The 26,856-nt window shown below is 66.7% G+C and carries 26 protein-coding genes, 1 tRNA gene and 2 pseudogenes; 20 read left to right on the top strand and 9 right to left on the bottom strand.

The window, feature by feature from the left end; translation table 11 throughout:
- Positions 1 to 137: 137 nt before the first annotated feature.
- Positions 138 to 812 (top strand): helix-turn-helix domain-containing protein, encoded by a 675-nt coding sequence (locus G7B71_RS06255; protein ID WP_166039013.1) that lies wholly within the window; start codon positions 138 to 140, stop codon positions 810 to 812.
- Here the strand turns inward: G7B71_RS06255 and G7B71_RS06250 are convergent.
- On the bottom strand, positions 809 to 2,092 hold the full coding sequence (locus G7B71_RS06250; RefSeq protein WP_243406130.1) for an alginate export family protein: 1,284 nt from the start codon (positions 2,090 to 2,092) through the stop codon (positions 809 to 811). The genes G7B71_RS06255 and G7B71_RS06250 overlap by 4 nt on opposite strands.
- Before the next feature lie 99 nt (positions 2,093 to 2,191).
- Between G7B71_RS06250 and G7B71_RS06245 the strand changes: the two genes are divergently transcribed.
- On the top strand, positions 2,192 to 2,926 hold the full coding sequence (locus G7B71_RS06245) for a sulfite exporter TauE/SafE family protein (protein ID WP_207774726.1): 735 nt from the start codon (positions 2,192 to 2,194) through the stop codon (positions 2,924 to 2,926).
- Positions 2,923 to 3,552 (top strand): molybdenum cofactor guanylyltransferase, encoded by a 630-nt coding sequence (locus tag G7B71_RS06240; RefSeq protein WP_166039011.1) that lies wholly within the window; start codon positions 2,923 to 2,925, stop codon positions 3,550 to 3,552. The genes G7B71_RS06245 and G7B71_RS06240 overlap by 4 nt, the downstream gene beginning before the upstream one ends.
- Here the strand turns inward: G7B71_RS06240 and G7B71_RS06235 are convergent.
- The 5 genes from G7B71_RS06235 to G7B71_RS06215 are packed head-to-tail and all read right to left on the bottom strand — an operon-like array spanning position 3,493 to position 6,407.
- A complete protein-coding gene (locus G7B71_RS06235) occupies positions 3,493 to 4,680 on the bottom strand; it encodes a molybdopterin molybdotransferase MoeA (protein ID WP_166039009.1) in 1,188 nt (395 codons plus the stop codon). The two genes, G7B71_RS06240 and G7B71_RS06235, sit on opposite strands and share 60 nt — an antisense overlap.
- Entirely contained in the window at positions 4,677 to 5,165 is a 489-nt protein-coding gene (moaC, locus tag G7B71_RS06230) for a cyclic pyranopterin monophosphate synthase MoaC (RefSeq protein WP_166039007.1), read from the bottom strand. Before moaC ends, G7B71_RS06235 begins: the two co-directional genes overlap by 4 nt.
- Positions 5,162 to 5,698 (bottom strand): molybdenum cofactor biosynthesis protein B, encoded by a 537-nt coding sequence (gene moaB / locus G7B71_RS06225; RefSeq protein WP_166039005.1) that lies wholly within the window; start codon positions 5,696 to 5,698, stop codon positions 5,162 to 5,164. The genes moaC and moaB overlap by 4 nt, the downstream gene beginning before the upstream one ends.
- Positions 5,698 to 6,156 carry a molybdenum cofactor biosynthesis protein MoaE gene (locus G7B71_RS06220; RefSeq protein WP_243406129.1) on the bottom strand — a complete coding sequence of 153 codons (459 nt, stop codon included), beginning with the start codon at positions 6,154 to 6,156 and terminating at the stop codon, positions 5,698 to 5,700. Before G7B71_RS06220 ends, moaB begins: the two co-directional genes overlap by 1 nt.
- Before the next feature lie 5 nt (positions 6,157 to 6,161).
- Positions 6,162 to 6,407, bottom strand: a complete 246-nt coding sequence (locus G7B71_RS06215) for a MoaD/ThiS family protein (RefSeq protein WP_166039001.1) — start codon at positions 6,405 to 6,407, stop codon at positions 6,162 to 6,164.
- Between the two features lie 113 nt (positions 6,408 to 6,520).
- Between G7B71_RS06215 and G7B71_RS06210 the strand changes: the two genes are divergently transcribed.
- The gene (locus G7B71_RS06210) at positions 6,521 to 6,697 is read left to right on the top strand and encodes a hypothetical protein (protein WP_166038998.1); all 177 of its coding nucleotides are present in this window, start codon (positions 6,521 to 6,523) and stop codon (positions 6,695 to 6,697) included.
- A gap of 19 nt (positions 6,698 to 6,716) precedes the next feature.
- On the opposite strand, the pseudogene G7B71_RS15640 reads toward G7B71_RS06210, so the two are convergent.
- Positions 6,717 to 7,363 (bottom strand): annotated as a pseudogene (locus G7B71_RS15640) (DUF6448 family protein).
- A gap of 107 nt (positions 7,364 to 7,470) precedes the next feature.
- Here G7B71_RS15640 and G7B71_RS06200 point away from each other — a divergent pair.
- The 8 genes from G7B71_RS06200 to G7B71_RS06160 all read left to right on the top strand — a co-directional run bounded on the left by G7B71_RS06200 (position 7,471) and on the right by G7B71_RS06160 (position 17,277).
- Positions 7,471 to 8,193: a cytochrome b/b6 domain-containing protein gene (locus tag G7B71_RS06200; RefSeq protein WP_166038994.1), complete on the top strand. Its 723-nt coding sequence runs from the start codon at positions 7,471 to 7,473 to the stop codon at positions 8,191 to 8,193.
- A 596-nt stretch (positions 8,194 to 8,789) separates the two neighbouring features.
- Positions 8,790 to 11,222 carry a phage/plasmid primase, P4 family gene (locus tag G7B71_RS06195; RefSeq protein ID WP_166038992.1) on the top strand — a complete coding sequence of 811 codons (2,433 nt, stop codon included), beginning with the start codon at positions 8,790 to 8,792 and terminating at the stop codon, positions 11,220 to 11,222.
- Between the two features lie 510 nt (positions 11,223 to 11,732).
- Positions 11,733 to 12,095: a hypothetical protein gene (locus G7B71_RS06190; protein WP_166038990.1), complete on the top strand. Its 363-nt coding sequence runs from the start codon at positions 11,733 to 11,735 to the stop codon at positions 12,093 to 12,095.
- Positions 12,096 to 12,327: 232 nt separating this feature from the next.
- Positions 12,328 to 13,299, top strand: coding sequence for a site-specific integrase (locus G7B71_RS06180; protein ID WP_243406128.1), 972 nt, complete (start codon positions 12,328 to 12,330; stop codon positions 13,297 to 13,299).
- A 97-nt stretch (positions 13,300 to 13,396) separates the two neighbouring features.
- Positions 13,397 to 13,903 carry a hypothetical protein gene (locus G7B71_RS06175; protein ID WP_207774725.1) on the top strand — a complete coding sequence of 169 codons (507 nt, stop codon included), beginning with the start codon at positions 13,397 to 13,399 and terminating at the stop codon, positions 13,901 to 13,903.
- Between the two features lie 314 nt (positions 13,904 to 14,217).
- Positions 14,218 to 15,633 carry a ThiF family adenylyltransferase gene (locus tag G7B71_RS06170; RefSeq protein WP_243406127.1) on the top strand — a complete coding sequence of 472 codons (1,416 nt, stop codon included), beginning with the start codon at positions 14,218 to 14,220 and terminating at the stop codon, positions 15,631 to 15,633.
- Positions 15,630 to 16,109 carry a Mov34/MPN/PAD-1 family protein gene (locus tag G7B71_RS06165; protein WP_166038981.1) on the top strand — a complete coding sequence of 160 codons (480 nt, stop codon included), beginning with the start codon at positions 15,630 to 15,632 and terminating at the stop codon, positions 16,107 to 16,109. Before G7B71_RS06170 ends, G7B71_RS06165 begins: the two co-directional genes overlap by 4 nt.
- A gap of 13 nt (positions 16,110 to 16,122) precedes the next feature.
- Entirely contained in the window at positions 16,123 to 17,277 is a 1,155-nt protein-coding gene (locus tag G7B71_RS06160; protein ID WP_166038979.1) for an SAVED domain-containing protein, read from the top strand.
- A gap of 211 nt (positions 17,278 to 17,488) precedes the next feature.
- Here the strand turns inward: G7B71_RS06160 and G7B71_RS06155 are convergent.
- Positions 17,489 to 17,563 (bottom strand) — tRNA-Val (locus tag G7B71_RS06155).
- A 139-nt stretch (positions 17,564 to 17,702) separates the two neighbouring features.
- Here G7B71_RS06155 and pcaF point away from each other — a divergent pair.
- The 6 genes from pcaF (at position 17,703) to G7B71_RS06125 (ending at position 22,822) form a co-directional block, all read left to right on the top strand.
- Complete coding sequence (gene pcaF, locus G7B71_RS06150) at positions 17,703 to 18,905, top strand: 3-oxoadipyl-CoA thiolase (RefSeq protein ID WP_166038977.1); 1,203 nt, start codon at positions 17,703 to 17,705, stop codon at positions 18,903 to 18,905.
- A 253-nt stretch (positions 18,906 to 19,158) separates the two neighbouring features.
- Positions 19,159 to 20,139: a 1,2-phenylacetyl-CoA epoxidase subunit PaaA gene (gene paaA, locus G7B71_RS06145; RefSeq protein ID WP_166038975.1), complete on the top strand. Its 981-nt coding sequence runs from the start codon at positions 19,159 to 19,161 to the stop codon at positions 20,137 to 20,139.
- Entirely contained in the window at positions 20,139 to 20,423 is a 285-nt protein-coding gene (gene paaB / locus G7B71_RS06140; protein WP_166038973.1) for a 1,2-phenylacetyl-CoA epoxidase subunit PaaB, read from the top strand. Before paaA ends, paaB begins: the two co-directional genes overlap by 1 nt.
- Positions 20,423 to 21,268 carry a 1,2-phenylacetyl-CoA epoxidase subunit PaaC gene (gene paaC / locus G7B71_RS06135; RefSeq protein ID WP_166038972.1) on the top strand — a complete coding sequence of 282 codons (846 nt, stop codon included), beginning with the start codon at positions 20,423 to 20,425 and terminating at the stop codon, positions 21,266 to 21,268. The genes paaB and paaC overlap by 1 nt, the downstream gene beginning before the upstream one ends.
- The gene (gene paaD / locus G7B71_RS06130; RefSeq protein WP_166038970.1) at positions 21,268 to 21,738 is read left to right on the top strand and encodes a 1,2-phenylacetyl-CoA epoxidase subunit PaaD; all 471 of its coding nucleotides are present in this window, start codon (positions 21,268 to 21,270) and stop codon (positions 21,736 to 21,738) included. The genes paaC and paaD overlap by 1 nt, the downstream gene beginning before the upstream one ends.
- A 7-nt stretch (positions 21,739 to 21,745) precedes the next feature.
- Entirely contained in the window at positions 21,746 to 22,822 is a 1,077-nt protein-coding gene (locus G7B71_RS06125) for a ferredoxin--NADP reductase (RefSeq protein WP_166038967.1), read from the top strand.
- Positions 22,823 to 22,967: 145 nt separating this feature from the next.
- On the opposite strand, the gene bla is transcribed toward G7B71_RS06125, so the two are convergent.
- Positions 22,968 to 24,164 (bottom strand): class A beta-lactamase, encoded by a 1,197-nt coding sequence (gene bla, locus G7B71_RS06120; RefSeq protein ID WP_243406126.1) that lies wholly within the window; start codon positions 24,162 to 24,164, stop codon positions 22,968 to 22,970.
- A gap of 208 nt (positions 24,165 to 24,372) precedes the next feature.
- On the opposite strand from bla, the gene G7B71_RS06115 reads away from it, so the two are divergent.
- Both G7B71_RS06115 and G7B71_RS06110 read left to right on the top strand, forming a co-directional pair.
- A complete protein-coding gene (locus G7B71_RS06115) occupies positions 24,373 to 26,514 on the top strand; it encodes a TonB-dependent receptor (RefSeq protein WP_166038965.1) in 2,142 nt (713 codons plus the stop codon).
- A 125-nt stretch (positions 26,515 to 26,639) separates the two neighbouring features.
- Positions 26,640 to 26,856: pseudogene (locus G7B71_RS06110) on the top strand (EF-hand domain-containing protein); the annotation flags it as partial.

Here is a 26,856-nt window from a genome sequence, read left to right as displayed (position 1 = left end):
AGCTTGAAGCCTAGGCTCAATCGGCTATTTGCAGGTTGAGCCAAATCATTCCTGCATCCGCCGAGGTGACCTTGTCCTATACGCCGACCGGTGCACTGACGAGCTTGCCGCAGGGGCATCCCTGCGAGGATTGTCCGGTGCGGCCGATCACCATCTGCCGAAGCCTCGAGCCGAAGACTCTCGCCGACATGCGCCGGCTGGGCACGATGCAGCGGCTTCAGGCCGAGCAGCCGGTCTTCCACGAAGGCGACCCCGCGAAACGGGTGTTCATGCTGACGCTGGGCGCGCTCAAGATCTACACTCTGCTCGGCGACGGACGGCGCCAGGTCACCGGGTTCATGTTCCCCGGCGACTTCCTCGGGATCACCGCCGACGACGAATATGCCTTCACCATCGAGGCGCTGATGCCGTCGGAGCTGTGGTGGTTCTCGCGCGAGGCGTTCGACCGCTTCGTCGCCGCAAATCCCAGCGTCGAGCGCGAGCTTTACCGGATGGCCGCGCACGAGCTCGCCGCGGCCCAGCAGCAGATGGTCCTGCTCGGGCGCAAGACGGCGGCCGAGCGGGTCGCGACCTTCTTCCTCAACCTCATTCGCCGCGCCGAACGGGCGAGCGGGCGAAGCGAGACCCGGTTCGACCTTCCGATGAGCCGGCTCGACATCGCCGACTATCTCGGCCTCACCAAGGAGACGGTGAGCCGGATGCTGTCCGAGCTTCGCGACCGGCGCCTGATCCGCCTGGAGGCGCAGAACCGCGTCGAGGTCCTCGACCGCGCCGGCCTCGAGGACATGGCCGAAGGCTATAGCGACGCCTAGCGCCGCGGCGGGGCGAGGCTCCATTCGAGCTGGAGCCAGACCTTGCGCGTGTCGACGCCGAAACCCTGCGCGTCATAGTCCGCGAACTTGAGCAGCACCCCGAACGGCCCCGCGCGGAACCCCACCGACGCGTCCCACTCGCGGCCGTAATCGATCCCGCCGACGGCGCTGTCGAATTGGTGGAAAGCCAGGTTCGCGTTGAGCCCCGGCAGAAGCCGCACGCCCTCGAACGTCCGGCCGACCGAGACATAGTAATCGTTGAGGCCATTAGGCGGCGTGGTCAGGAACATGTCCGCCCAGCCGTTGAACCTGTGCAGCGTCGCCATCGGCGTCTGCACAGCCCGGCCATTGTCGCTGCCGAGCTGCTCGAACCCCGCAGCGAGGGTGAACCCCGCAAGGCTGGTGCCGGCCTCGAGGGCCCAATAATCGGCGGCAAAGTCGAAGGGGTTGCGGCCATAATCCGACTGGCGGGCGTAGCTCGCCCGAAGGTTGAGCCGCGCGTCGCCGCCGATCGGAACGGCTGCGGTGACGAAGCCGCCATAGGTCTGGCTGCTGTTGGCCAGCGCGAAGCTCTCGTCGAAGTCGATCAGGTAGGCGAACAGCTTGCCCTGCACCACGCCTTGCCGCGCCGACAGGCCGGCGAAGACGAAGTCGCCGTCCACCTCCGTCCGCGGTCCCGCATCCTCGCCGAAGATAGTGCGCTGGCTGATCGCGTAGGTGAGGTCGGCCGAGATCGGCCCCAGCCGCGCCTCGCCGCGCACCGCGTCGAACGTCTGCACGTTCTGCCGCCACCCGACCGATCCGACCCAGCGCTGGTCGTCGAGGTTGATGCGCTGGCGCCCGACCGTCACCGCGCCGTCGCGGAAGCGATAGTGCAGCTGGAGCCGGTTGATCTCGGCATTCTGCGGATCTGCGATCAACGCGTGCGCCGGCCGCGACTGGTCGCTTCCCGGAACCGCGAACGGGAAGGCGTTGTAATCGTCGACCGGAGCGATCGTCGCCTCGGCTTCGGCGAGCAGCGAGAAGTCGCCGAGCCGCGCCTCGACACCGCCGCGCACGCGCAGGGTCAGCGCGTCGGCGCTGAGCACCGGCTGGTCCACCGTCTCGAAGCGGAGCCGAGCATCGACGATCGGAGTGACGGTGATCCGGTCCGGCCCATGGCTCTCCTGGGCCAGGGCGGTTCCGGTAGGGCCTGCGAGCAGCAAGGCGGCGATCGCGGCCCGACCGGCGGGACGGGTCAGGTTGCGGCAGGCGATCATCTCGATCCTCTTCGCGGGCATCGACAGCGGCCCATGGCTCGATTAGCCCAAGGCGGGGGACGGCAGATGATGTGCATCAATTGCCGGCCGCGGTGACCGCGCGAAGGGCAGGCGATGGATGTGACCAGCGTAGCGGCGATCGCTATGATGATGGCCATTGCCGCGGCCCTCTACTCGTCGGTCGGCCATGGCGGGGCGTCGGCCTATCTCGCCATCATGGCGCTGTTCTCGGTCGCCCCGGAGACGATGCGGCCGACCGCGCTGGCGCTGAACCTCGTCGTTGCGGGGCTCGCAGCGCTCAGCTTCGCGCGCCAGGGCCAGACCAATTTCCGCCTCCTCGCCGCATTCGCGATCACCGCGGTCCCGGCCGCCTTTGTCGGCGGCCTGATCCAGCTCCCCTCCGAGCTGTACCGGCCGCTCGTCGGTATCGTGCTGATCGCCGCGGCGGTCCGACTGTTCTGGCAGCCGGAGCGTCTCGCCGCCCGAACGCGCGAGCCGCCGTCGCTCGCCGTCAGCCTTCCGGCCGGAGCAGGTCTCGGCTTTCTCGCCGGCCTCACCGGCACCGGCGGCGGCATCTTCTTGAGCCCACTCATCATCCTGTTCGGCTGGGAAGAGCCGCGCAAGACGTCGGGAGTCGCCGCGGCCTTCATCTTCTTCAACTCGGCCGCGGGCCTCGCCGGCAATTATGCCGGCGTTCAGGCGCTCCCGGCCGAGCTTCCGATCTTCGTCGGCGCGGTGGCGGTCGGGGCCCTGCTCGGCATCTGGGGCGGCGTCTCGCGCCTGCCGCGCCACCGCCTGCTCCAGGCCCTTGGCCTCGTCCTCGTCATCGCCGGCTTCAAGCTTCTGCTGACATGACCGCGCCTCTGGTCGTGATCCTCGCCGGCGGTGAGGGGCAGCGCATGGGCGGCGCCAAGCCGCTGCGCATGCTCCACGGCGAGCGCCTCGTCGACCGGGCGCTGCGCAAGGCCCGCGCCTGGTCCGACGACGTGCGGGTCGCTTTGCGCGACCGAAGGCAGATCGAGGGCGTGGACGTGCCCGTGCTGCTCGACGACCCGGCCATCGAAGGGCCGCTCGCGGGATTGCGCTCAGCCCTCACGGCGGCGCGCGAAGCGGGGCGGGAGATGGTTCTGACGATCCCGTGCGACGCGCCGTTCGTGCCGGGAGACCTCGCGGCCGCGCTCGAGGCGGCGATCGGCACGAACGGCGTCGCGCTGGCTCGCAGCGCGCCCGACCTCCACCCGACCTGCGCGATGTGGCGCACCGAAACGCTCGACCTGCTACCCGACTATGTCGCTTCGGGCCGCCGCTCGCTGATCGGTTTCGCTGAGTTGGCGGGTTATGCCGCAGTCGACTGGGACTCGCGCCGCTTCTTCAACCTCAACCGTCCCGAGGACCTCGCCGAGGCTGAGCGGCGCCTGGCCTCAGAAGTCGAGGACGTCGACCCGGCCTCCGGCTTCGACCGCGGCCCTCCCGGGCACTAGTCGAACCAGCATATCGCAATCGGCCAGTGTCTTCTGCGCGCTCGAATCCTGGTTCGACAGCACCCGCACCGTCTCGCCCTCGATGATTCCCCGGGCGAAGGTCTCGCGGTCGCCGGTCGGCGGCAGGCCGTCCGCAAGCTGGAGGCTGCGCCAGCGCAGCGCGGCGCGCGGATCGCGGCCGACCAGCCCGGCGACGAGCGGCGCGAGGAAAAGTCGCGCGGTGACCATCGCCGACGTCGGATTGCCCGGCAGGCCGAGGACGAGCCGCCCGCGCGCGTGACCGAGCCACACCGGCTTGCCCGGCTTGATCGCGACTTTCGAGAAGACCAGCTCCAGGCCCTGCTCGGCGAACATCGGCTTGGCGAAGTCCTTCTCGCCGACGGAGGCGCCGCCGGTCACCACCACGAGGTCGGCGTCGCGAAGCGCCAGCCCGGCCGCGCGAACCATGTCCTCGAGACGGTCGGCGAGCGTGACGCTGCCCATGAAGCTCGCGCCCCATGCCTCGGCCATGGCCGCGACTCCGAACGAGACGCTTTCGGGAATGGCCTGCGCACGATGACTCGCGGTGCCTGGCTCGGCGAGCTCGTCGCCGGTGCTCAGCACCATCACCTTTGGCCGGCGCGCCACCGTGAGCCGGTCGAGATCCGCCGCCGCCGCCGCGACCAGCTGGCGCGGGCCGAGCAATGTCCCGCTGTCCAGAAGGACGTCGCCGGCGCGGAAGTCGGAGCCGGCGGCGCGGATATGGCGGGCGGGAGAGAGCGCCGCCTCGAAGACGGCGGTATCGCCCTCGCGGCGCACCACTTCCTGAACGATCACCCGGTCAGCGCCGGGCGGGACCGGAGCACCGGTGAAGATGCGCACGCAGGTTCCCGGCTCGATCCCGCCGTGATGACCGCGCCCGGCGAACGATTCGCCGGCGATGGGCAATGTCGCGGGGAGGGCGGCGAGGTCGCCCTCGCGGACCGCATAGCCGTCCATCGCCGACACGTCGGCCGGAGGCGCCGACACCAGTGCGGTGATCGGCGCGGCGAGAACCCGGCCATGCGCTTCGGCCAGCGGCACCTCCTCGGCGCCGAGCGGCTTGGCAATGGCGAGGACGCGCTCGAGCGCTTCGTCGAACGGGATCACGCCGCGCCGCCGCCTTCGTGCCAGTCGCCGGACTTGCCGCCGGTCTTCGCGGTGACGCGGATGCCCTCGATCGACATCGTCCGGTCGACCGCCTTCAGCATGTCGAACAGGGTCAGGCAAGCGACCGAAACCGCGGTCAGCGCCTCCATCTCGACCCCCGTGACTCCAAGCGTCCGCACCTCGGCGGCGACATGGAAGCCGGGGAGAGCCTCGTCGATCCCGATCACCACGGCGGCCTTGCTGAGCGGCAGCGGATGGCACAGCGGAATGAGGTCGGCGGTGCGCTTGGCGGCCATGATGCCGGCCAGCTCCGCGGTCTGGATCACGGAGCCCTTCGGAGTCTCGCCGGCGCGCACCCTGACCAGGGTCTCGGCGACGCAGCGCAGCCTGCCTTCGGCGGTCGCGACCCGGTGGGTCGGCGCCTTGTCGGACACGTCGACCATCGCGGCGCGGCCGTCGTCGCGGATATGGGTGAGCCGGCTCATGCGCACAGATGCCTGAGGCGCGGCACCTGCCCCGCCAGCGAGCAGGGCCGGTAGCGGCTGTCGAGCTCGAGCGAGAGGACGAGATCCCAGCCATCGCGGCAGGCGCCGGTCGAGCCGGGCAGGCAGAAGATGAACGTGTCGTCGATCTGGCCGGCACAGGCGCGCGACTGAAGCGTCGATACGCCCACCGTGCCGAGGCTCGCCTGGTGGAACACGACCGAGAAGCCGTCCATTTCGCGCCGGAACAGCGGCCGCACCGCCTCGGGAGTCACGTCGCGAGGCGTGAAGCCGGTGCCGCCGGTGGAGATGACGAGATCGACGCTTTCGTCCGCCACCCAGGTCCGGACCTGCGCCTGGATCGCCTCCACATCGTCCCTGACGATCGCCTTGCCGGCAAGCTGGTGGCCAGCGGCCGTCAAGCGATCGACCAGCAGCCGCCCGGATTTGTCGGTTTCCTCGTCGCGCGTGTCGGACACGGTGAGAACGGCGATGCGCAGCGGGTAGAATGTCAGGCTCTCGTCGATGCCGGGCATCATTCGCTCCAGCGCGCCCGTCCGGCGCGGTCGGCATCGGTTGGCTCAATCCAGCGCGAGCCGTCAACCGAGTCCTCCCTCTTCCAGAACACAGCCTCGGTCTTCAGCCGGTCCATCACATAGTCGGCGGCCTCGAACGCGGCGCGGCGGTGAATCGAAGCTGCCGCGACGAACACGATGGTTTCGCCGGGGAGCACCGCCCCGAAGCGGTGCGTCGCGGTGATCGCGCTGACCGCGAAGCGCTGGGTCGCCGCCCGGGCGATCTCGTCGATCGAACGCTGGGTGAGGCGGGGATGATGGTCGAGGAAAATCCGCTCGACCTCAGCGCCGTCCCGGGTCCGCGGCCGCGCGACCCCGGCGAAGCTGACCACGGCGCCTTCCTCGCCGAGCTTCCCCATGAAGCGCGACATCTCGACGGCCGGGTCGAGCGGCAGATCGGTCAGGCGGGCGTCGATCATTCCGATCATCCGCCCGACAGCGGCGGGAAGAACTCGACGCTGCGCCCCGCGCCGACATGAAAATCCTCGGCGACGATCTCATCGCCGACGCAGGCGCGGAGCGACGGGCTGGTCAGGTCCGCCTCCGCCGCCGGGTAGAGCGACGCGAGCAAGGCGCGCAGTTCGCGCACCGTGCAGCCGCCGGGTGGCGGCTCTATGCGGATCTCGCGGCCGATGCGATCGCCGAGCTTGCCGAAGAACAGGATGTCCACGCCTTCACGCCTCCCTTTCGCCGCACGGCCTAGACCGCGGCGGCGACGTCCCGGTGATCCATATCAACGCACATTTCTCGTGAGGAGCCATGCTGCGCCGAGGAGGGATGACCATGACGATCGAATCGAGCCGCGACTATCATATGCGCCGCGCGCGTTTTGAGCTCGATCTCGCCTATCGGGCGGAGGGCTGGGCGGCAATGCAGGCCCATCTCAAGCTGTCAGCGCTTCACATGACGCGGCTGCGCGAGTCCGTGACGGTCGGCTGCGTGCGCGCCGCCGCCTGCTGACACCGCCGACCGCTCACTTCTAGCTTAGTGCCGGGGTGCCTTTGTGCGAGTCGGCCTGGGTGCCGGGCGCGTCGGGATAATGGCTCTCCGCCGCGCGTCTCGCGGCTGAATCCAGCCCCTCCACATAGTGGATGAAGGAGACGTAGCTGGCGACATAGGCCCGGCCGGACGCGAGGTCGCAGGGGTCGAAGCGGCGCTTACTCTGAAGATCCTGGAAGTGGTCGTGGATGCTGCGCGCCACCTGGCCGCCGATGAAGCTGGCCACCTCACCGTCGCTCCCGGTCGCCAATGCCTGGTCGGCAAGCCGGATGCTGGGCCGATGTCGCGTCCTGCAGGCTGAAGCCCGGTATAGGGGGCGCCTTCGCCCGCACGGTGCAGGCGCACGAGAGTCTCGAAGAAGAAGCGGTTGGCCAGCTCGCGCGCTTCGGGGCCGAGACGCCGAACGGCGACCGCGTGATTGAAGGCGGCGCGGGTCTCCGCTTCGTCACCGGGCTGGACCCAGATGAGGACCCGATTGGGATCGTTGGCGTCGAGCGCCTGTCGCGCCGCCGTGACCACCGGGCCGTCGAGGCCATCGCAATGCGCGCTCGCCGGGGTCGCGAACGCGAGCGCCAGCGCAGCCGCTCCTGCACACCGTCCGATTCTCACCGTCCGCCTCCTTCGCATCAGGCATGTTCCCCTTCGACCTCCTGCTCTTATCGGTAAGGTTACCTAGTGATACAGATCACTCGCTGGCGCAGGATCATGTGCAAGGGATTCGCTGGGAGGTTGTGATGGCGAGCAATGCCCTTTCCGGTCCGGCGCGAGCCAGGCTCCGAGTGTGGGACCTGCCGCTGCGCCTGTTCCACTGGCTCCTCGTCGCCGCGATCGCGCTCGCGCTCGTCTCGGCGGAGGAGGAAAGCGCGCTGAATGACTGGCATATCCTGTCCGGATGGGTTGCCGGCCTTCTCGTCGCCTTCAGGCTCGTCTGGGGGTTCGTGGGTGGCGAGCACAGTCGGTTCATGACCTTCGTGAAGCCTTCGGCCCTTGCCGGGCACCTGCGCGAACTGCTGCACGGTCGGCCAGAGCCGACGATGGGGCATAACGCGCTCGGCGCGTTGAGCGTTCTCCTGTTGCTTGCAATGGTCGCGACAACCGTGTGGACCGGGGTTATCCTGGCGGAAGACGTTCACGAATTGCTCGGCTGGTCGTTGCTCGCGCTGGTCGTGATCCACATACTCGCGGTGGTCGTGATGTCGCTGCTCACCCGCGAGAATCTCGTGCGCGCGATGGTCGACGGGACGAAGCCAGCCGACCGGCATCCATCCGCGGGCGACGCCCGCGCCCCAGGGCCGATCGCCTATCTCGCAGCCGGTCTCGCGATCGCAGCAGGGGCGTGGGCCGTAACGCGCTTTGACCCGCGGGCCTTCACTCTGCGCAGCGCCGAATCCTACGAGCACCAGAGCGAGCGCGGCGCCGCCACCGAGGGCGCCGAGGACCACGACAACGAGGATTGACTAGGCGGGCCGATGGTCCCCGGCCAAGAAGGGCCTGGACCAGCGCCATTGCGCCCGCTGGCAGACGAAGGGCGACCATATGCATCGTCGTCTAGATCGGGACGACGTCCGAAACTCCCCGACTCTCTCGGGTCTGACTGAGCGTCCGCAAGTCAGCCGAACATTACCAAGACCGGACCGTCCGCTGCCGGCCATAATCAGCCATAATACGAGCGGCGGCGATGCGCCTTTTCGCGCGAATGCGTTGGCTTGCGCCGTATCCCTACGCGGCGCGGGTCAGCGATTGAAGCCCAGGAATCCAGAAAATTATTTTGCGATATGCGAGGCAGAGTTCCAGCCGCCCCAACGCAAACGGCCATAAAAGGGTCGTACCCTTATTGGCCCTCATCTCGGGGCTTTAAGAACCCGCGCCCTCGAAAAATCCAAACTTTTCGAACCTCCCCGAGGTCGATAACCGGCCCCAGGTCCTGTGATCATAGCCAACGCTCCAGTTTCGCATCCCTAATCCTGGACTCGTTGCGCGCGAGTGGCTGACCTGCGCCGACACGTATGTATGTGGCCGCTCCTGTTTCAATCGAACCAGGAGAACCTCACAAGTGAATAATGCAATCTTCGAGGCGTTCGCGCCCATCTACTGGGCCGCTGGCCTGCCGGTCATCCCGCTGCGCGAGCGGAACAAGATGCCGGACATCAACCAGTGGTCGATCTTCGGGACGCGCATGCCGACCGAGCTCGAGCAGCAGCACTGGCTGGCCTCCTACCCCCGCGGCAACATCGGTCTGCCGTTCGGCCAGGCTTCGGGCCTGTGCGCGATCGACATCGACACCGAGGACGAGGCCCTCACCGCGGCGATCATTGAAGCCTGCGGCCCGGCTCCGTGGGTGCGCGTCGGCAAGAAGGGCATGGGCCTGGTCTACCGCTGGGAGGGTCAGCGCAACTTCAAGCTGCGCGGCGCCGATGGCGGGATGATCTGCGAGTTCCTGGGTCAGGGCAACCAGATGGTGATGCCGCCCTCGATCCACCCGGAGACGCAGCGGCCCTACACCGCCAATGCGAACCTCTGGGAGATCCTCGACCAGATCCCCGAGCTGGGTGAGGACATCGAAGAGAAGCTGCGCGGCGTCCTGAGCAAGAAGGGCTTCGAGCTCGGGTCCGGTGGCCGGTCGTCGCCGATCGACGTGATCCCGTCCGGCGAGCGCGACGTGATGATGGTTCGTCACGCCGGCTACCTGGCGCGCGTGGTGCTCGGCATCGACCGCAGCGCCAGCTTCAGCCTCTGGGACGCGATCCAGCAGATGTACCATTGGGTCGAGGCGTTCACCGCCAAGGTGACGGGCGATGCGATGGACCCCCAGAAGGGCGTCGCCAAGCTGCTCGAGTTCCTCATCAAGGACCTGGAGAAGGGCAAGACCATGCCGAATGGCTGGGACGCGAACCTCCCCGACGAGTGGCGCGAGCATCCCAGTGTTGTGAGGGCCGACGCACTGAACCGAGAGCAGCGTTGGACTTTGACTCGAGCCAGAGAGTGGTTTGATCAACGGATCCTCGAGCATCCAGCCTGTGATGACTGGGTGGCCACTGCCGTGCAGGAGGTGCTGACGCTCGTGGCTCGGGACGACCGCTTCCCGGAGTCGCATGAGGATGGGCTTTTCAGCCACTTGGTTCGCCACTGCAAGCAGATGGGGTACGCGAAGCGGGACCTCGCTCGCATTCTCACGAACGCGCGCAAGGGCCTTAAGCAAGGAGAAGCAGAGAACCACGGAGCAGTAGCCGCTCAGGTACTTGAGGAGCTCCAGAGGTCAGCAGCCATCCGCTACGATCACGGTCAGTTCTGGCAGTGGACCGGGAGCTCCTTCGCGAAGCTCGACGAAGACGCGATTTACATGCACGTGGCGGAGAACGTAACCACGTCCGCCCTTGTACGTCGTAACAGTGACTACCGTGCCATTGTCGACGTGCTCAGGCGGATGTGTAAGGAGCCACTTGCCCAGGTCGATAAGAGGGGCATCAACTTCGCTAATGGGTTTGTGGGCGAGGATCTGGCCGTGCTGGATCACGATCCGAGGTACGGTGCCACCTTTACCCTGCCGTTCGAATATCACCAGAACAACGCCGCGCGGTGTAACCGCTGGCTTGAGTTCCTGGCCAACTGCTGGGGCAGGGAAGACGACTTCGACGACCGGGTGCTCGCGCTCCAGGAGATGTTCGCCGCGACGCTGTTCGGGCTTTCCACCCACTACCAGCGGGCATTCCTACTGTTCGGCCGCGCCGGCACGGGCAAGACCCAAATCCTGAAGGTGCTCCGCGCCATGCTGCCGCCCGACGCGACCGCGGAGCTGGGCCCGGACCAGTGGGGCGAGCGGTTCACCCTGACCGACCTTGTCGGGAAGGTCGCCAACATCTGCGGCGAGCTTCCGGAGAATGGGATGATCACTGGCAACGTGTTCAAGGAGGTAGTCGAGGGCTCGCCGATCCGCGGCGAGTTCAAGGGCAAGGACGGCTTCGTATTCGTGCCGAAGTGCGCCCACTGGTTCGCCTCGAACTACCTGCCGATGAGCCGCGACTCCACCCGCGGGTTCGTCCGCCGTTGGCTGATCCTCGACTTCAACCACCCGGTGCGTGAGGAGGACAAGATGGAGAACCTGGCCGAGATCATCGTGGCGGAGGAGCGCGAGGCGATCGCCGCATGGGCGCTCGAGGGTCTTCGCCGTCTGCTCGACCAGCGCGGTTACACCCTCCCCGCCTGCCACGAGCGCCGGCTCAACCAGGTTCGCCGCATCAACAACTCGGTTCAGGCGTTCCTTGACGACGCTAACAACGTGCGCCGGGCTCCAGACGGCGAGATGAAGTGCCGCGACCTTTACGACCTGTACTCGTTCCACATGCGAGACGTGCGAAACGCGCCGGTGAGCTACGAGCGGTTCCGGCAGATGTTGGAGGATCTCGATCTGAATTTGGAACCGGACCTGATCGGGGACTACGTCGTCCAGGGCGTCGTCAGGGTTGAGCGGATCCGTGCGGCTGCTTGACGCTCTTACGGGGCAGGCGCGAGCCTGCCCCTTGTGGCGTGAAACGGCTTAGATCATAGATTTTCTCAAATTGTCGAGCCAACCTGAAGTTGAGGATAACCTGGATACGGGCTATTTCACGTCTTTTGCCGCGGCAAGTCGCGGCAAGTGGCGAAGGATGTCGATCTCTTTAATTATTGCTCAGGTCTAGGAGGTCCCTTCTTAGCACGTATCTAGGACTTGAGCGCCAACGCCCGTGCAAGAAGTTGGCGAATAGCCTCGGGTCGGGAAGGTTTTGGTTCAGGCCGCCCGGCGATCCAGTCGTCGACAGCATCGCTCAACTCGGGATGAAGGCGGAGCCCTATAGATGGCCCAATTCCGGTTCGGGGCCGGCCGCGTCCTCGGCGTTCAGCCTCGTTTTTTCTGCTATCGGATATTGCTTTTGCCACAGTGCTCGCCTAGATGGAGCGGGTCGGACGCGGCTGGAACCCGCACCCGACCCTAACCAACCCATCTGTTGAGGAGATGAGAGTGGCTAAGACCACCGTTACCCGTCGCGCCGCCTGGGACAAGATGTACGGCGCCTATTTGGACCTGAACCAGCGTCTGGAACAGGCCCAGCCTCATGAGCGGGACGCTCTGGAGCGCGCCGTGGCCGCGCAACAGGACGCGTTACTCAATCTGAATGCCCCCTCGTTCCTGGCGGTGATGCACAAGCTGGAGGTCCTCTGGGAGGGGCAGCTCGACGGGCTCGATCAAGAGTCCGAGGAGAAGCGGTTGATTGTCGAAGACCTTAGCGACCTGATCGCCGAGGGTGCGACAATCATTGGCTACACGTCCCCGTTTGCCCAAGCGCCTGGGCGAGAAGAAGCCGCTCCAAAATCGACATCATAACCAGGACATGCATTGCGGCGCCCATTGAGGCGCCGCGTGCACCCCGGTTACCGCCTCCTCTTGAACGAGGAGAATTGTCGGTGAGCGAGAAGCCCTACACCCCTGAAACCCTGGCGGAGCGCTGGGGCTGCAGCTCGGAGAAGGTGCGCCAGATGTACCATCGTGGCCAACTGAAAGCCTTCCGCCTCGGCAAGCTCATCCGCATCCCTGCAATTGAGGTTCAGCGTTACGAATGTCAGTTCCTTACAAGCTCGTCCCCCACCGAGGAAAACTCGCGCTCGCCTATGGCTCCGGCCCAAGCCGCATTCGCCGCTCGACTGGGACGAATGACCGCGGCCTAGCCGAAGCGCGTGCGCGTGAGATCTGGAGCAATCTTCATCGGCCGGCGTCGGAGCGGGTGGCTGATCTATGGGCGGCTTACGTCAATGACCGCTCGAAGGAGCTGTCGGACCTATCGAGGCTGAAGAACGCCTGGAAGGCACTCGGGCCTTTCTTCGGCGAGCGGCTCGGCTCGACGATCGATCACGATCTCTGTCGTGAATACGCTAAGCAGCGCAAACGGCTGGGCCGTGCCAACAGCACGATCCGCATTGAACTCGAGTATCTGCGAGCGTGCCTCAACCTCCGTTATGGGAGGGGCAACACCCACGTCTGGACGCCGCCATCGAGCAAACCGCGCAGCCGGTACCTGACGAAGGACGAGCTCGAGCGTCTACTCGAGCACGTGAAGACGCCGCACATTCGTCTCTTCATCATCCTTGCAGTCACCACCGGCGCGCGGATGAAGTCGATCCTGGCCCTGAAGTGGGAGCAGGTAGACCTCAAGCACCGCACCATCAACTACGCCCCAGCTGGGCGCCACCAGACCAACAAGCGGGAAACGGAGGTGCCTATGAACATGCGGAACTTCCTCGCCTTGGAGGAGGCCGCGCGCGGAGCGCTGACGGATTACGTGATCGAGTGGGACGGCAAGCCGGTGAAGAGCGTGAAGAAGGCAATCAGAACGGCAGCGCAGAAAGCCGGGGTGCCGTGCTCACCGCACGTGTTCCGCCACACCGCGGGCGTGTGGATGGCCCAGGCCGACGTGCCGATGCAGAAGATCGCTCAGTTCCTGGGCCACACGTCCACCCGGGTCACCGAGAAGACCTACGCCCGATACAGTCCGAGTTTTATGAAGGACGCAGCGGCCGCTTTGGATTGGTGACTGCTAGCGCGCGTCTTCTGAGCTTCTACGTCACTTTGCTAGCAACTAGTCCTGGATACCCGACTACCGCGTCCGCACGCCGCTGCAGGCCTCGATCATGATCCTCAAGCGGCATCGCGACATCATGTTCGCGGAGGACGAGGTCAACTGCTGTCCGATTTCAATTATCATCACGACGCTGGCGGCCCACGCCTACAATGGCGAGGCCGATGTGGCCGACGCGCTGTTGATGATTTTGTCTAACATGGAGCGCTTCATAGAGCGCGACCAGCGCAACCGCGCGGTGATCCGCAACCCCAGCGATCCCATGGAGAACTTCGCCGACAAGTGGGCCGAATATCCTGAGCGGGAGCGGTCTTTCTTTGCCTGGCTGCGGCAGGCCAGAGAGGACTTCGCCAAGGCCGCCGGCATGGAGAGTCCGAGGCTGATCACGGAGGCGCTCTCGCCACATATCGGCGTAGAGCTGGCGAAGCGCGCCGAGGGGCGAGCGGGCGCGGGACAGGGCTCCCTGCTGCGTGGCGCAACGAGCGTATCGGCGGGAGCCTCGGCGCCGTCGTTCGGCAGCACCGCGCGCGTGCCCAGTAAGCCCGAAGGGTTTGCGTGATTTGGTGGACGTCGCTCCCTAGCAGGGCGCGGAGCGAACGTTTAGGGGTTGCGGAGCTGGAGGAGCGGAGCGCGTGGCTTCGCGAGGTCGCATGGCGGATTACGCCGGAGGGACGGCTTTGCGCGGACTTCGAGATTGAAAGGTCGGGAGAAGTCGTCCCGCTCACGATGACCTACCCCAGCTTCTTTCCAGATATGCCGCCGCAGGTCACCTCGCGTGATGGCATTAGGCTGTCCGGGCACCAATATGGCCCCGCTGGCGAGCTATGCCTCGAGTACCGGCCAGACAATTGGGAACCGGCCTACACTGGAGCGATGCTAATCGAGAGCGCCCATCGCCTGCTCGCGGGCGAGGCGCCAACACCTGGCACGGCCGCCGAGGTGGCGAGCGCACACCGGACGACAATCGGGCAGAGCGTCCGTAAGCAGACCCTGCGGTTCATCGTGTCGAGCGCCGCGAAGTCGGGGTTGATGGCCTTGCCGCAGTATCAAGTTCTCGACGTTGAGGTGGTCGAGCACTTCGTAGCCGGCTACTGGCTGGCGTTCCCTCGCAGGGTCATGGATGGCGACGCCGTGCGCTGGGACGCATCGTTGGAACTGCCGACCTATCGAGTGCGCAAGGGCCTGTTCGTTAGGATTGACGCCAGCTTCCTTTCCAAGATTAAGCCGGACTACGGGTTGCTGCGGACGATCGCTGAACTTTCCCAGCGCGAAGACCTCGTGGCGCGAGTGGATAAATCCGACGCCGAGATGCCCTTCGTGATCGAGTGTGGCGGGACGTTCCGGCTGTTGAGCATTCCGGCGGGTAGCGGCACTCGCACGGTCTTCGACTACCGCACCGTGGCCGTCCCACCATCATCGGGGGCGAGGCTACCGCCGGAATACGCGCGACTCTCCGCCGCCTCTGTGGCCATCGTTGGCTGCGGTTCGGTGGGTTCGAAGGTCGCCGCCTCGCTGGCCAGATCCGGTGTTGGCCGCTTCGTCCTGGTGGACGGAGATCTGATGTTGGCGGACAACGTCGTACGCAACGACCTAGATTGGCGCTCGGTCGGCCTAAGTAAGCCCGACGCCGTCGAGGACCGCATCGGCCAGATCCGGCCGTCGGCCGCGGTCGAGAAGCGGCGCTTAGACCTCGGTGGACAGGAGAGCTCAGATGCCACCGACGCCGCCCTCGTGGCGATCGGCGGTTGCGACGTGATTGTCGACGCCACGGCCGACCCGCAGGTGTTCAACCTTTGCGGGGCGGTAGCCAAAAGCGAGCGTCGCACGTTGGTTTGGGGCGAGGTTTTTGCCGGTGGCATCGGCGGCCTGGTTGCGCGGCTGCGGCCGGGCGTCGAGCCGGTACCACACGCAGCGCGACGGCAGATCCTCGCCTGGTGCGCCGAACATGGCGTGCTTCCGCCGGCGGGAACGGCCGAGCAGTACGGCCTGTCCCTCCCCGGCGGCGTCCCACTGATCGTGGCCGACGACGCCGACGTGACGGTGATGGCGGCGCACGTCTCCCGCCTGGTCGTGGATGCGCTAACTAGGGACGAATCGCTTTTCCCTCAGGCTGCCTACGCGGTGGGCCTGAAGCCTGGCTGGATCTTCGGCGCTCCGTTCGAGACGTGGCCGATCGACCTAAAGCCCGAGGGCGAGTGGGGGCCGCCCACCGACGAGAATATCGCGGACGAGTTGAACGCGATGGTGCGGGAATTCTTTCCCGCGGCGCCGGAGGGCGGGAGTTCGTGAGACTGGATATACCTAAAGCGCTGCGGAGGAAGCTGAGGCGGGCTGTCCGGCGCGGAGGCCGGAACGAGGTCGGAGGCGTCCTGATGGCGGAGCAGATCAAGCCGGGACATTTTAGGCTGGTCGAATTTACTGTGGACGGTCAGGTCGGTGGGGCCGCGCACTTCGTACGATCCGTCGACGATCACCGCGCGGCGTTGGAGGGGTTCTTTTCACGAACCGGGGCGAACTACGGCCGCTTCAACTACCTCGGCGAATGGCACTCGCACCCCAACCACATCCCTATCCCGAGCCTGGAAGACGTGCGGTCAATGGAGGGGCTGGTGGACGGCGAGCGGGACATTCCGTTCGCGGTTCTCGTGGTCGTGCGCGCCAAATGGTACGGCCTGCTGATGAGCGCGACACTTTTCCAGAGGGGCCGTCCGCCCTGTCGGGTCGAGGTCGGCGACGTTACGTCGCGAGGGTTCGAAAGTCCGTAAGGGAGGTCGGTTAATGGCGAAGTCCAGCGTGCCCCAGAGGGTTCAGTCGGCCCTGTGGGCGCGAGCGGCGGGAAGGTGCGAGTACCGGGGCTGCAACCAATCCCTGGTTGGCGACCTTATCGCGGGCAAGGAGGATGGCCTATACGGCTTTATTGCCCACATCGTCGCGGACGCCCCGGGCGGGCCACGTGGGGACGAGGTGCGCTCGCGGCTACTCGCCAAGAGCTTGGATAACCTAATGCTCCTCTGTGCCAGGCACCACAAACTAATCGACGTGGACGCGCCAGACGAGCATCCCGAATCCGTGCTGCTCGCAATGAAGGACGCGCACGAGACTCGGGTCGAGACCAACGCCGGCATAGACGAGGAGCGGGCGTCGCACGTTCTTCGATTCGGAGCGACAATAGGCGCCAACGAAGCTTTGGTTTCGACTCAGGCCATATTCTCGGCGATGCCGCCGGATCGGCATCCCGCGAGTCGGCAGACTATAGACCTCGAACTGGTCGGCTCGACCTACCGCGACGACGAGCCCGAATATTGGCAGATGCAGCGAAGGAATCTCCAGCAGCTATTTAAGGAGCGCGTCGGGGGAAGGATCGAGCGGCAGGAGATAACACATCTCAGCGTCTTCGCGCTCGCGCCCCAGCCGCTCTTGATCGAGTTAGGACGGCTGCTGTACGAGATCGTGCCCACTACCGTGCACCAGAGGCATCGGGAGCCGCCGACGTGGAAATGGCAGCGCGATCGGCCCGTGCTCGAGTTCATCGCGAAGGACCCGCCAGCCGACGCGGAGGGGCCTGTGGTGCTCAAGCTCGCCGTGAGCGCGACAGTCACCGACGATCGGATAGAGCGGGTGCTGGGTCCCGGCGTCGCCGTGTGGTCCATTGTAGTCACCGAACCGGGCAATGACCTCGTCCGCCAGCCCGAAGACCTCGCCGCGTTCCGCGCCGCGCTACGCAGGGCATACGACGCAATAAAAGCGCGCCACGGAGAAGGAACGGTGATCCATCTCTTTCCGGTCCTGCCGGTTTCTCTCGCCGTCGAGACAGGTCGCGTCTGGATGCCGAAAGCCGATCTCGAGATGCTCATCTACGATCAGAACCGCGAGCACGGGTTTGTGCCCACCATTCGAATTGGAGCATCGCCGAGCTCAGGCATAGTGAGCTGATCCCTAACTGACTGGTTTGGGTCTCAGCGACGCTAGCAGAGACCCAGAAAGTTAGGGGGAAGGGGGGCAGGGGGGAAACAAACTGTCCGAGATGAGGGCGCATGGCTGCCGCGCCGCATTGTCTAGTGAGCTTGGTACAACTGAACCAAGAGACCACTGTGGAGCAGCCTACGCTGCTCACACTAAGTGACTGATCCAACTGGGAAGAAAATGGTGGGCGTGGCAAGGATTGAACTTGCGACCCCTGCGATGTCAACACAGTGCTCTACCACTGAGCTACACGCCCACACCCGGCCACTTTTTGGGGCTGGCCGGAGGCGGCTCCCTAGCGAAGCCGAACGGGCCGCGCAAGCCCGCCGAACCGGTAAATGGTGGGTTGTCGTACATGGTTCAACTCCGCCCCGCCTGGGGCTAAGGCGCTCCCCATGACCGACGCCTTTATCTGCGATGCGATCCGCACGCCCATCGGCCGCTATGGCGGCGCGCTTGCCCATGTCCGCGCCGACGATCTCGCCGCGATCCCAATCCGGGCGCTGATCGAGCGCAACTCGAATGTCGACTGGGACGAGGTGGACGACGTCATTCTCGGCTGTGCCAACCAGGCCGGCGAGGACAATCGCAATCTCGCGCGCATGGCGGGCCTGCTGGCGGGGCTGCCGGACAAGTCGGGCGGCGTGACCTTGAACCGCCTGTGCGGCTCGGGGCTCGACGCGGTGGCGATGGCGGCGCGGGTGGTTCGCGGGTCCGAGGCCGACCTGCTGATCGCCGGCGGCTCGGAGAGCATGAGCCGGGCGCCCTTCGTCATGGCCAAGGCTTCACAAGCCTTCGACCGCAATGCCGAGATGTATGACACCACGATCGGCTGGCGATTCGTCAACCCGAAGATGAAGTCGGCCTATGGCGACGACACGATGCCGTCGACCGGCGAGAATGTCGCCCAGGAGTTCCAGGTGACCCGCGAGGACCAGGACGCCTTTGCCGTGCGCAGCCAGGCCAAGGCCGCGGCGGCGCAGGCCAACGGCCGGCTCGCTGCGGAGATCGTCCCGGTGAAGATCCCGCAGCGCAAGGGCGACCCGCTCGTCGTCGACAAGGACGAGCATCCGCGCGCGACCAGCGTCGAGCAGCTGGCGAAACTGAAGCCGATCGTTCGCGGCGACGGCACCGTCACGGCGGGCAATGCCTCGGGCGTCAATGACGGCGCGGCGGCCCTGATCGTCGCGTCGGAGGAAGCGGCGAAGCGCAACGGCCTCACCCCGCGCGCCCGAATCCTGGGCGCGGGAGTCGCGGGCGTGCCGCCGCGCATCATGGGCATCGGCCCGGCGCCGGCGTCGGAGAAGCTGCTGAAGCGCCTCGGCCTCACCATCGCCGACATGGACGTCATCGAGCTCAACGAGGCATTTGCCGCCCAGGCCCTGCCTGTGCTGCGCCGCCTCGGCCTTCCCGACGACGCGCCCCATGTGAACCCGAATGGCGGCGCCATCGCCCTCGGCCACCCGCTCGGCATGTCGGGCGCCCGCCTCGCGCTCACCGCGACCGAGGAGCTCCAGCGCACCGGTGGTCGCTACGCCCTGTGCACCATGTGCATCGGCGTGGGGCAGGGCATCGCGATGGTCATCGAGCGGGTGTGATCGGCTTCGAGAGATGCATTTTCCTACAGCCCCCGCTGTGGGTTATGATCGCTCCATGAGCACCGCCGGCCGCCGCTTCGTCACACGTCCGAAAGCGGAAGTTCACGGTGTTGGGCGAAACGAATGGCATGTGTCGGGTTTGTCGGTTTCACCCGCCGGCAGGCTTCCGAATCGCCGCCGCGACCACAGACCGATTCGCGCGTTATTTGCTGCGAAACCGCGGCTCTGCTAGCGCCGCGGCCAGGAGAATTTGATGTATACGACCGAGCTCCAAAAGAACGCCCAGGTGCAGAATCTCGAGGATCCGGCGAAGCTGGAGGCGTTCGAGGCGCGCGTCGCCGCGGACGAGTTCATCGAGCCCAAGGACTGGATGCCCGAGGCCTATCGCCGCACGCTGACCCGGCAGATCTCGCAGCACGCGCATAGCGAGATCGTGGGGATGCTTCCGGAGGGCAATTGGATCAGCCGCGCGCCGTCGCTTCGACGCAAGGCGATCCTTCTCGCCAAGGTCCAGGACGAGGCGGGCCACGGCCTCTATCTCTACTCCGCTGCCGAGACGCTCGGAACGAGCCGCCAGGAGATGATCGAGGCGCTTCACTCCGGCAAGGCCAAGTACAGCACCATCTTCAACTATCCGACGCTGACCTGGGCCGACATCGGGGCGATCGGCTGGCTGGTCGACGGCGCCGCGATCATGAACCAGGTGCCGCTCCAGCGCACCTCCTACGGCCCCTACGCCCGCGCGATGGTCCGGGTGTGCAAGGAAGAGAGCTTCCACCAGCGCCAGGGCTACGAGATCATGATGGCGATGTGCGCCGGCACCGCCGACCAGAAAAGGATGGCGCAGGACGCCCTCAACCGTTGGTGGTGGCCGAGCCTGATGATGTTCGGCCCGACCGATGACAACAGCCCCAACACGGCGCAATCGATGCGCTGGCGGATCAAGCGCGACACCAATGACGAGCTTCGCCAGAAATTCGTCGACATCACGGTGCCGCAGGCCGACGCGCTCGGCCTCACCGTTCCGGATCCGCAGGTGAAGTGGAACGAGGCCAAGGGCGGCTATGACTTCGGCGAGGTCGACTGGGAGGAATTCTACGCCGTCGTGAAGGGCGAGGGGCCCGTCGCCAAGGAACGGATGAAGGCCCGCCGCGAAGCCTGGGAGAAAGGCGCCTGGGTCCGCGAGGCCGCCGCCGCTTATGCCGAGAAGCTTGCCGCGCGAGAGGCCGCCTGATGTCCAAGGATTGGCCGCTCTGGGAAGTGTTCGTCCGCTCGAAGGGCGGCATGGCGCACCGCCATGTCGGCTCGGTGCACGCGCCCGACGCCGAGATCGCGCTTCGCCACGCGCGCGACACCTATACGCGGCGCATGGAGGGGGTGAGCCTGTGGGTCGTGCCCTCGGCTTCGATCATCGCCTCCGATCCGCGCGACGACGCGCAGATGTTCGATCCGGCGGAGGACAAGATCTACCGCCACCCGACCTTCTACAACATCCCCGACGACGTGAAGCACATCTGATGCCGTCGCTGCCGCCGATCCGACCCGAGGACGAGGAAGTCGCGCTGAAGACGCGGCCGGGCGGCGCGTTCGACGCGCCGGTCGATGAAGAGCACCGAGCCACCCTATTCGAGATGCTTCTTCGCCTCGGCGACGACAGCCTGATCCTCGGCCAGCGCCTCGGCGAATGGTGCGGCCATGCGCCGTCGGTCGAGGTCGATCTCAGCCTCGCCAACATCGCTCTCGACCTGATCGGGCAGGCAACCCACTTCCTCAACCTCGCCGGCGAAATTGAGGGCAGGGGCCGCGACGGCGACGCGCTCGCTTTCCACCGCGACGTCCTCGATTTCCGCAACTGCCTGCTGGTCGAGCAGCCCAATGGCGACTTCGCCCAGACGATGGCTCGGCAATTGCTGTTCTCGGCCTGGCAGAAGCGCCTGTTCGACCAGCTCGCCGCGTCTTCCGACGAGCGCGTCGCTGCGATCGCGGCCAAGGCGGTCAAGGAAGTCGCCTATCATGAGGAGCTCGCCGCCGAATGGGTGATCCGCCTCGGCGACGGCACCGACGAGAGCCGCGCGCGCATGGCCGACGGCCTCGACTGGATGTGGCGCTTCGTCCCCGAGCTGTTCGAGCTGGACGAGGCCGCCGCGGACGCCAACGGCCGCGGCCTGTGGCCTGACGTCGACCTGCTCCGCACCGGCTACGACGCGCGCCTCCAGACGGTGCTCGCCGAAGCGACGCTGGACGCACCGAAGCCCCAGCGCCCCATCCTCGGCGGCCGCCGCGGCCACCACAGCGAGCATCTCGGCCATCTCATCGCGGTCATGCAGTTCCTGCCCCGCACCTATCCCGACGCGGTGTGGTGATGGGCGTTCACCAGCCTCTCAACGCGTCCCGGACCGGTGCGCTGTGGGGTGTTCTGCAGGATGTGCCGGATCCCGAGATCCCAGTGCTGTCGATCGTCGACCTGGGCATCGTGCGCGAGGTGCATGACGATCGCGTCGTCCTCACCCCGACCTATACCGGCTGTCCTGCGACGCAGGTGATCGAGCGGATGGTGCGCGAGGCGCTCGACGCGGCCGGTTTCGACAGCGTGCGGATCGAGACCACGCTCACGCCGCCCTGGACCACCGAGTGGATCACGCCGGAAGGCCGCGACAAGCTTCGCGCCTATGGCATCGCGCCGCCCAATGCGCCCGGCGAGCGAGCGGTCCATTGCCCGCAATGCGGCTCCGCCGAGACGGAGGAGATCAGCCGTTTCGGCTCGACCCCGTGCAAGGCTTTGTGGCGGTGCCGCTCCTGCGCGGAGCCCTTCGACCTGTTCAAATGCCATTGAGTCCCGGATGAGCGTCAGCTTTCATACCCTCCGCATCGCCGAAGTCGTGCCCGAGACCGCGGAGGCCAAGTCCATCCGCTTCGCCGTCCCGGACGATCTGCGCGACACCTTCGCTTTCGCCCCCGGTCAGCATCTGACGCTGAAGGCCGACATCGGCGGCGAGGAAGTGCGCCGCAATTATTCGCTGTGCGTCGCGCCACAGGACGGCGAGCTCAAGGTCACGGTGAAGCGGATCGCCGGGGGCGTCTTCTCCAACTGGGCGAACGACAATCTCGAGGCTGGCCAGGACATGGAGGTGATGCCGCCGCACGGCTCCTTCACCTGGGAGTTCCGGCCGGACGCGCGCAACCATTATGCCGGCTTCGCGGGCGGTTCGGGCATCACCCCGGTCATGTCGCTGCTCAAGACCGCATTGCTGACCGAGCCGGACAGCCGCTTCACCCTCTTCTACGGCAACCGCGACAGCGCTTCGGTGATCTTCCTGGAGGAGCTGAGCCGGCTCAAGAACCGCTTCATGGACCGTCTCCAGGTCCACCACTTCCTCGCCGAGGAAGCCGAGGACATCGAGCTGTTCAACGGCATCCTCGACCGCACCAAGTGCGACCTCATCCTCGGTTCGCTGATCGAGCCGGAGGAAGTCAGCGCCTTCTTCATCTGCGGCCCCGGCCCGATGATGGACGCCGCCGAGGAGGCCTTGAAGGAAGTCGGCGTGCCCGCCGACCGGATCCTCGTCGAGCGCTTCACCGCCGGGCGTCCGGACGCCGCGGTCGAGGCGCAGATGCACCAGCTCCAGGCCCGGGCCGAGGGGCTGCAGATGACCGTGACGCTCGACGGCCGACGCCGCCGCGTGCCGTTCGACGCCAAGGCCGGCAACATCCTCGACAGCGCCCGCCTCGCCGGAATGCCCGCGCCGTTCGCCTGCAAGGCCGGGGTGTGCGCGACCTGCCGCGCGCGCGTGCTCAACGGCGAGGTCGAGATGGCCGCCCGCTACGGCCTCAGCGACGAGGAGATCGCCGCCGGCTACGTGCTGACCTGTCAGTCGGTGCCCAAGGGCGAAGGCGTCGAAGTCGACTACGACGCCTAGCCATATCCTCCCCGGCATTTGCCGGGGAGGGGAACCGCTCGCCGCAGGCGAGTGGTGGAGGGGGTTCTTGAGGCTGGCGGCAAAGAACCCCTCCACCGCCTTCGGCGGTCCCCCTCCCCGCGAAATCGCGGGGAGGAATTAGGGCTTACCGCCGCGCGTCGTGATATTGGATGGCGGCGCGGGTGACGTTGTTCATCAGCGTCATGCGCACGCCGAGCGGAACGCTGACCCGGCCGATCATCACCGCAAGCGCATAGTGGCGCCCGTCGGGCGAGGTGATGATGCCGATGTCGTTATAGCCCGCCTGGGTGCCGTTGAAGACCTGTCCGGTGCCGGTCTTGTGGCCGATCGTCCAGCCCGGCGCGAGGCCGCCGGCGAGGCGGTTCGGGCCGGTGCGGGTCGCGCGCAGGGTCGAGATCATGTGCCGGGTCGAGGCGGGCGAGAGGAGCTCGCCGCGCTGGAGCATGGCGAGGCCCTGGGTCAAGCCGAGCGGGGATGCCCCGTCCTGCGGATCCTCGATATAATCTTCAAACAGCCGGCGGCGCGTGCTCGCCGGCACCGCGTTGCGCGCCGTGTAGAAGGCGCGTCCTCGCGACAGCGCCTGGGTCCAGCGTACGCCGGCGATCTGGCTCTGAAGCAGCCGCTCGCCCGGGCCGAAGCGCACCCCCTCGATGCCTGTGCGGGAGATGAAGGCGCGAACCGCCTCGGGGCCGCCGGCCTGCCACAGTAGGAAGTCGTTGGCGGTGTTGTCGCTGCGCGTGATCGCGCGGGTCATGAGGTCGCGCAGAGTCGTGGTGTAGCCGTCCGCATCGACCTGCTGCGCGATCGGCTGGCTGAATAGGGTGAGGTCGTCGCGGGTCACGGTTACACGGCGGTCGAGATCGAGACGTCCGCGATCGACCGCGTCGAGCGTGGTCAGCGACACCCAGAATTTGCTGACGCTCTGCTGCGGGAACAGGCGGCCGCCGTTCCACGACGCGACATAGCCGGTCTCGATGTCGCGGACGGCGATGCCGACCTCGCCGGGGAAACTGTGGCCGAGTTCCTGCACCCTTTCTTCGAGCGCGCTTCGGGCCATGCGCTCGGTGAGCGGAAGCTGGGCGGTCGAAGGAGCGGGAGCCGGACTCAGCGTCTGGGCCGGTTGGACGGAGCGCTGCGAGCGCGCCGGCGCCGGCCGCTGCTGCGCGCGCGCCTGCTGACCGGCGGCGACCGCGAGCGTCGCTGCCTGGACATGGGGCGCCGCCTGCGAATGCATCACCGGCATCCCGACCGCCGCCACCGCGACCGATCCCGCCAGTCCAATTCCGAAAACGCCCCGCCGAAGCGACTTCAATCCACGCACCACTCGACATTCTCCCCGCCCACACGCGAACGCAAACCAACTATGCCCCTGATCATAAACGCAGCATGGCCGTTGTCAGCGGGTTCTACGGTGAAGGGGACGAGCCGTTTATCGCTTGCGACAAGCTGTTGTACGGCGCCAACTCACCCTTGTTATATTGTAACGTCGCAGTTAGATCGCGCACAGAACCTGACCCCGGAGTCCTCCCTTGCGTTCCCTGCTCCTGCTTTCCGCCGCCTTCGTTGCCGTTCCCGCCCAGGCGCAGGATGCGCCGCCAGCCGACGATCAACGCCCGGCGGCCGACCATGTCCATGAGGAGATCGGCGCGGAGGTCGTCGTCACCGCGCCGTTCGTCAGCAACCTCAACATCCTCGCCGGCACCTCGGCGCTGACCGGCAACGACCTCGCCCGCGAGATCCGGCCGCAGCTCGGCGATACGCTGGCGCGGCTTCCTGGCGTGTCGGCGACGAGCTTCTCGCCGGGCTCGTCGCGGCCGGTGCTGCGCGGCTTCCAGGGCGAGCGGGTGCGCGTGCTGGTCGACGGAATCGGCTCGATCGACGTGTCCAACACCTCGGCCGACCATGCCGTGACCATCGATCCGATCACCGCCGAGCGCATCGAGGTGCTTCACGGCCCGGCGGTGCTGCTGTTCGGCAGCCAGGCGATCGGCGGCGCGGTCAACATTTTCGACCGCCGGATCCCGCGCACCGTTCCCGACGACATCGTCCATATCGACGGCCTCGCCAGCTACGGCTCGGCGGCGAACGAGCGCAGCGTCGGCGCCGGCGTCGATTTCGCTCTCGGCGGCGGCGTGGTCGGCCATGTCGACGGCAGCTATCGTCGCACCGACGACCTCGATGTCGGCGGTTTCGTGCTGGCGCCGACACTGCGCGCGGAGCAGCTGGCGATCGCCGACGAGGAGGAGGACGAGGGCCATTTGGAGGAAGCGGCGGAAGCCCGCGCGCTTGCCGGCGTTCGTGGCACCCTTCCCAACAGCGCGACCGAGACGACCACCGGGGGCGTCGGCGTCGCGCTGATCCGCGAGGGCGGAAGCCTCGGCCTGTCGCTGAGCCTGTTCGACAGCCGCTACGGCGTGCCGCTGCGCCCGGGCGCGGGGCACCATCATGACGAAGGCGACGGTGAGGGCGAGGGCGAAGGCGAAGAGGAACATGGCGAGGCCCCGGTCTCCATCGACCTCAGGCAGATCCGTGCCGACCTGCGCGGCGAGGTGAAGCTCGGCGCCGGCTTCTTCGAGCAGCTGCGCGTGCGCTTCGCGGCGGCCGATTACGAGCATACCGAGTTCGAGGGCGACGAGGTCGGCACCCTGTTCGAGACTCAGGGCATGGAAGGCCGCGCCGAGCTGGTCCAGAAGGATCGCGGCGGCTGGCGCGGCGTGATCGGCGGCCAGTTCTTCGTGCGCGACTTCGACGCAGTCGGCGCGGAGGCTTTCCTGCCGGCCAACTCGACCAGCCAGATCGGCCTGTTCGCGCTCCAGGAATTCGAATTCGGGCCGGTCCAGCTGGAAGGCGCGTTGCGCTACGAGCATGCCGGCGTCGCCTCGGCGCCCCTCGGCATCGACCGCAGCTTCGATTCCTTCTCCGCCGCGGCCGGCGCATCCTACGAAATCGTCCCGCGGGTGCGCGCCGGCATCAACCTGTCGCGCGCCGAGCGAGCGCCGTCGGCGGAGGAACTGTTCTCGAGCGGCCCCCACGTCGCCACCCAGGCGTTCGAGATCGGCGACCCGACCTTCTCGACCGAGAGCAATGTCGGCGGCGAGCTGTATCTGCGCGCGTCGTTGCCGGGGTTCCAGATCAACGGGACACTCTTCTACAACCGCTTCGACAATTACATCTTCGCCGCCGCGACCGGCGCCGAGCAGGACGAGCTGCCGGTCTTCCAATATTTCCAGCGTGACGCGACCTATTGGGGCTTCGAGTTCGGCGCCAACGCCCAGGTCGCCCGGGTCGGCGACTGGCGGGTGAGCGTCGACGGAGTCGCCGACTATGTCGAGGCGACGATCGCCGACGGCGACGGCCCGGTGCCGCGCATCCCGCCGCTGCGCGTTCTCGGCGGGATTGAGGCCGCCAACGAGATGTTCGAGGGCCGGGTCGAGGCCGAGCATGTCTTCGAGCAGGATCGCATCGCCGCGTTCGAGACAGCGACCGAGGCCTTCACACTGGTCAATGTGTCGCTGACCATCCGCCCGTTCGGGCGCGAGAACCCGACCGCCCTGATCCTGTCGGCGAACAACATCCTCGACGTCGAGGCGCGCCGCCACGCCTCCTTCACCAAGGATTTCGTGCCGCTCGCCGGCCGCGATCTCAGGGCGACGGTGCGGGTCAGCTTCTGACCCCTCGCTGCGACAGATTGCGACAAACTTTTGCGCGTGCAGGGAAAATTCGGCGACAAGACAGTGTCAGAAGGCGCATAGTGCCGCACGGGAAGTGCGGGCTCTAGCCAGAGGATTCCGACACGATGAAGAAGACGATCACCCTTTCGCTGGTCGGTGCGGCTTTGCTCGCCACCACCGGCGTCGCGGCTGCCCAAGGCGGCCAGGACGCGCCGCGGCGCGGTCCCGCCGCCGAAGTCACCCGCGACCAGGCGCTCGCCCGCGCCGATGCGCGCTTCGCCCGCCTCGACGCCAATCGCGACGGCCGCGTCACCGCCGACGAGGCGCGCCAGGTTCGCCAGG

The sequence above is a fragment of the Sphingosinicella sp. YJ22 genome (assembly GCF_011320075.1).
GTDB lineage: Bacteria > Pseudomonadota > Alphaproteobacteria > Sphingomonadales > Sphingomonadaceae > Allosphingosinicella.
The sequence above is the reverse complement of the archived record's forward strand: the minus strand, read 5'-3'. Positions and strand labels throughout refer to the sequence as shown.

Coding starts and splice junctions, on each gene's coding strand:
- G7B71_RS06200 (WP_166038994.1), top strand. CDS start 7,471: ATGGCGAGCAATGCCCTTTCCGGTCCGGCGCGAGCCAGGCTCCGAGTG.
- G7B71_RS06240 (WP_166039011.1), top strand. CDS start 2,923: ATGACCGCGCCTCTGGTCGTGATCCTCGCCGGCGGTGAGGGGCAGCGC.
- G7B71_RS06250 (WP_243406130.1), bottom strand. CDS start 2,092: ATGCCCGCGAAGAGGATCGAGATGATCGCCTGCCGCAACCTGACCCGT.
- paaB (WP_166038973.1), top strand. CDS start 20,139: ATGTCCAAGGATTGGCCGCTCTGGGAAGTGTTCGTCCGCTCGAAGGGC.
- G7B71_RS06210 (WP_166038998.1), top strand. CDS start 6,521: ATGACGATCGAATCGAGCCGCGACTATCATATGCGCCGCGCGCGTTTT.
- G7B71_RS06160 (WP_166038979.1), top strand. CDS start 16,123: ATGGCGAAGTCCAGCGTGCCCCAGAGGGTTCAGTCGGCCCTGTGGGCG.
- paaA (WP_166038975.1), top strand. CDS start 19,159: ATGTATACGACCGAGCTCCAAAAGAACGCCCAGGTGCAGAATCTCGAG.
- G7B71_RS06170 (WP_243406127.1), top strand. CDS start 14,218: ATGCTAATCGAGAGCGCCCATCGCCTGCTCGCGGGCGAGGCGCCAACA.
- G7B71_RS06220 (WP_243406129.1), bottom strand. CDS start 6,156: ATGATCGACGCCCGCCTGACCGATCTGCCGCTCGACCCGGCCGTCGAG.
- G7B71_RS06125 (WP_166038967.1), top strand. CDS start 21,746: ATGAGCGTCAGCTTTCATACCCTCCGCATCGCCGAAGTCGTGCCCGAG.
- paaD (WP_166038970.1), top strand. CDS start 21,268: ATGGGCGTTCACCAGCCTCTCAACGCGTCCCGGACCGGTGCGCTGTGG.
- moaB (WP_166039005.1), bottom strand. CDS start 5,698: ATGCCCGGCATCGACGAGAGCCTGACATTCTACCCGCTGCGCATCGCC.
- pcaF (WP_166038977.1), top strand. CDS start 17,703: ATGACCGACGCCTTTATCTGCGATGCGATCCGCACGCCCATCGGCCGC.
- moaC (WP_166039007.1), bottom strand. CDS start 5,165: ATGAGCCGGCTCACCCATATCCGCGACGACGGCCGCGCCGCGATGGTC.
- paaC (WP_166038972.1), top strand. CDS start 20,423: ATGCCGTCGCTGCCGCCGATCCGACCCGAGGACGAGGAAGTCGCGCTG.
- G7B71_RS06175 (WP_207774725.1), top strand. CDS start 13,397: ATGATCCTCAAGCGGCATCGCGACATCATGTTCGCGGAGGACGAGGTC.
- G7B71_RS06180 (WP_243406128.1), top strand. CDS start 12,328: ATGTCAGTTCCTTACAAGCTCGTCCCCCACCGAGGAAAACTCGCGCTC.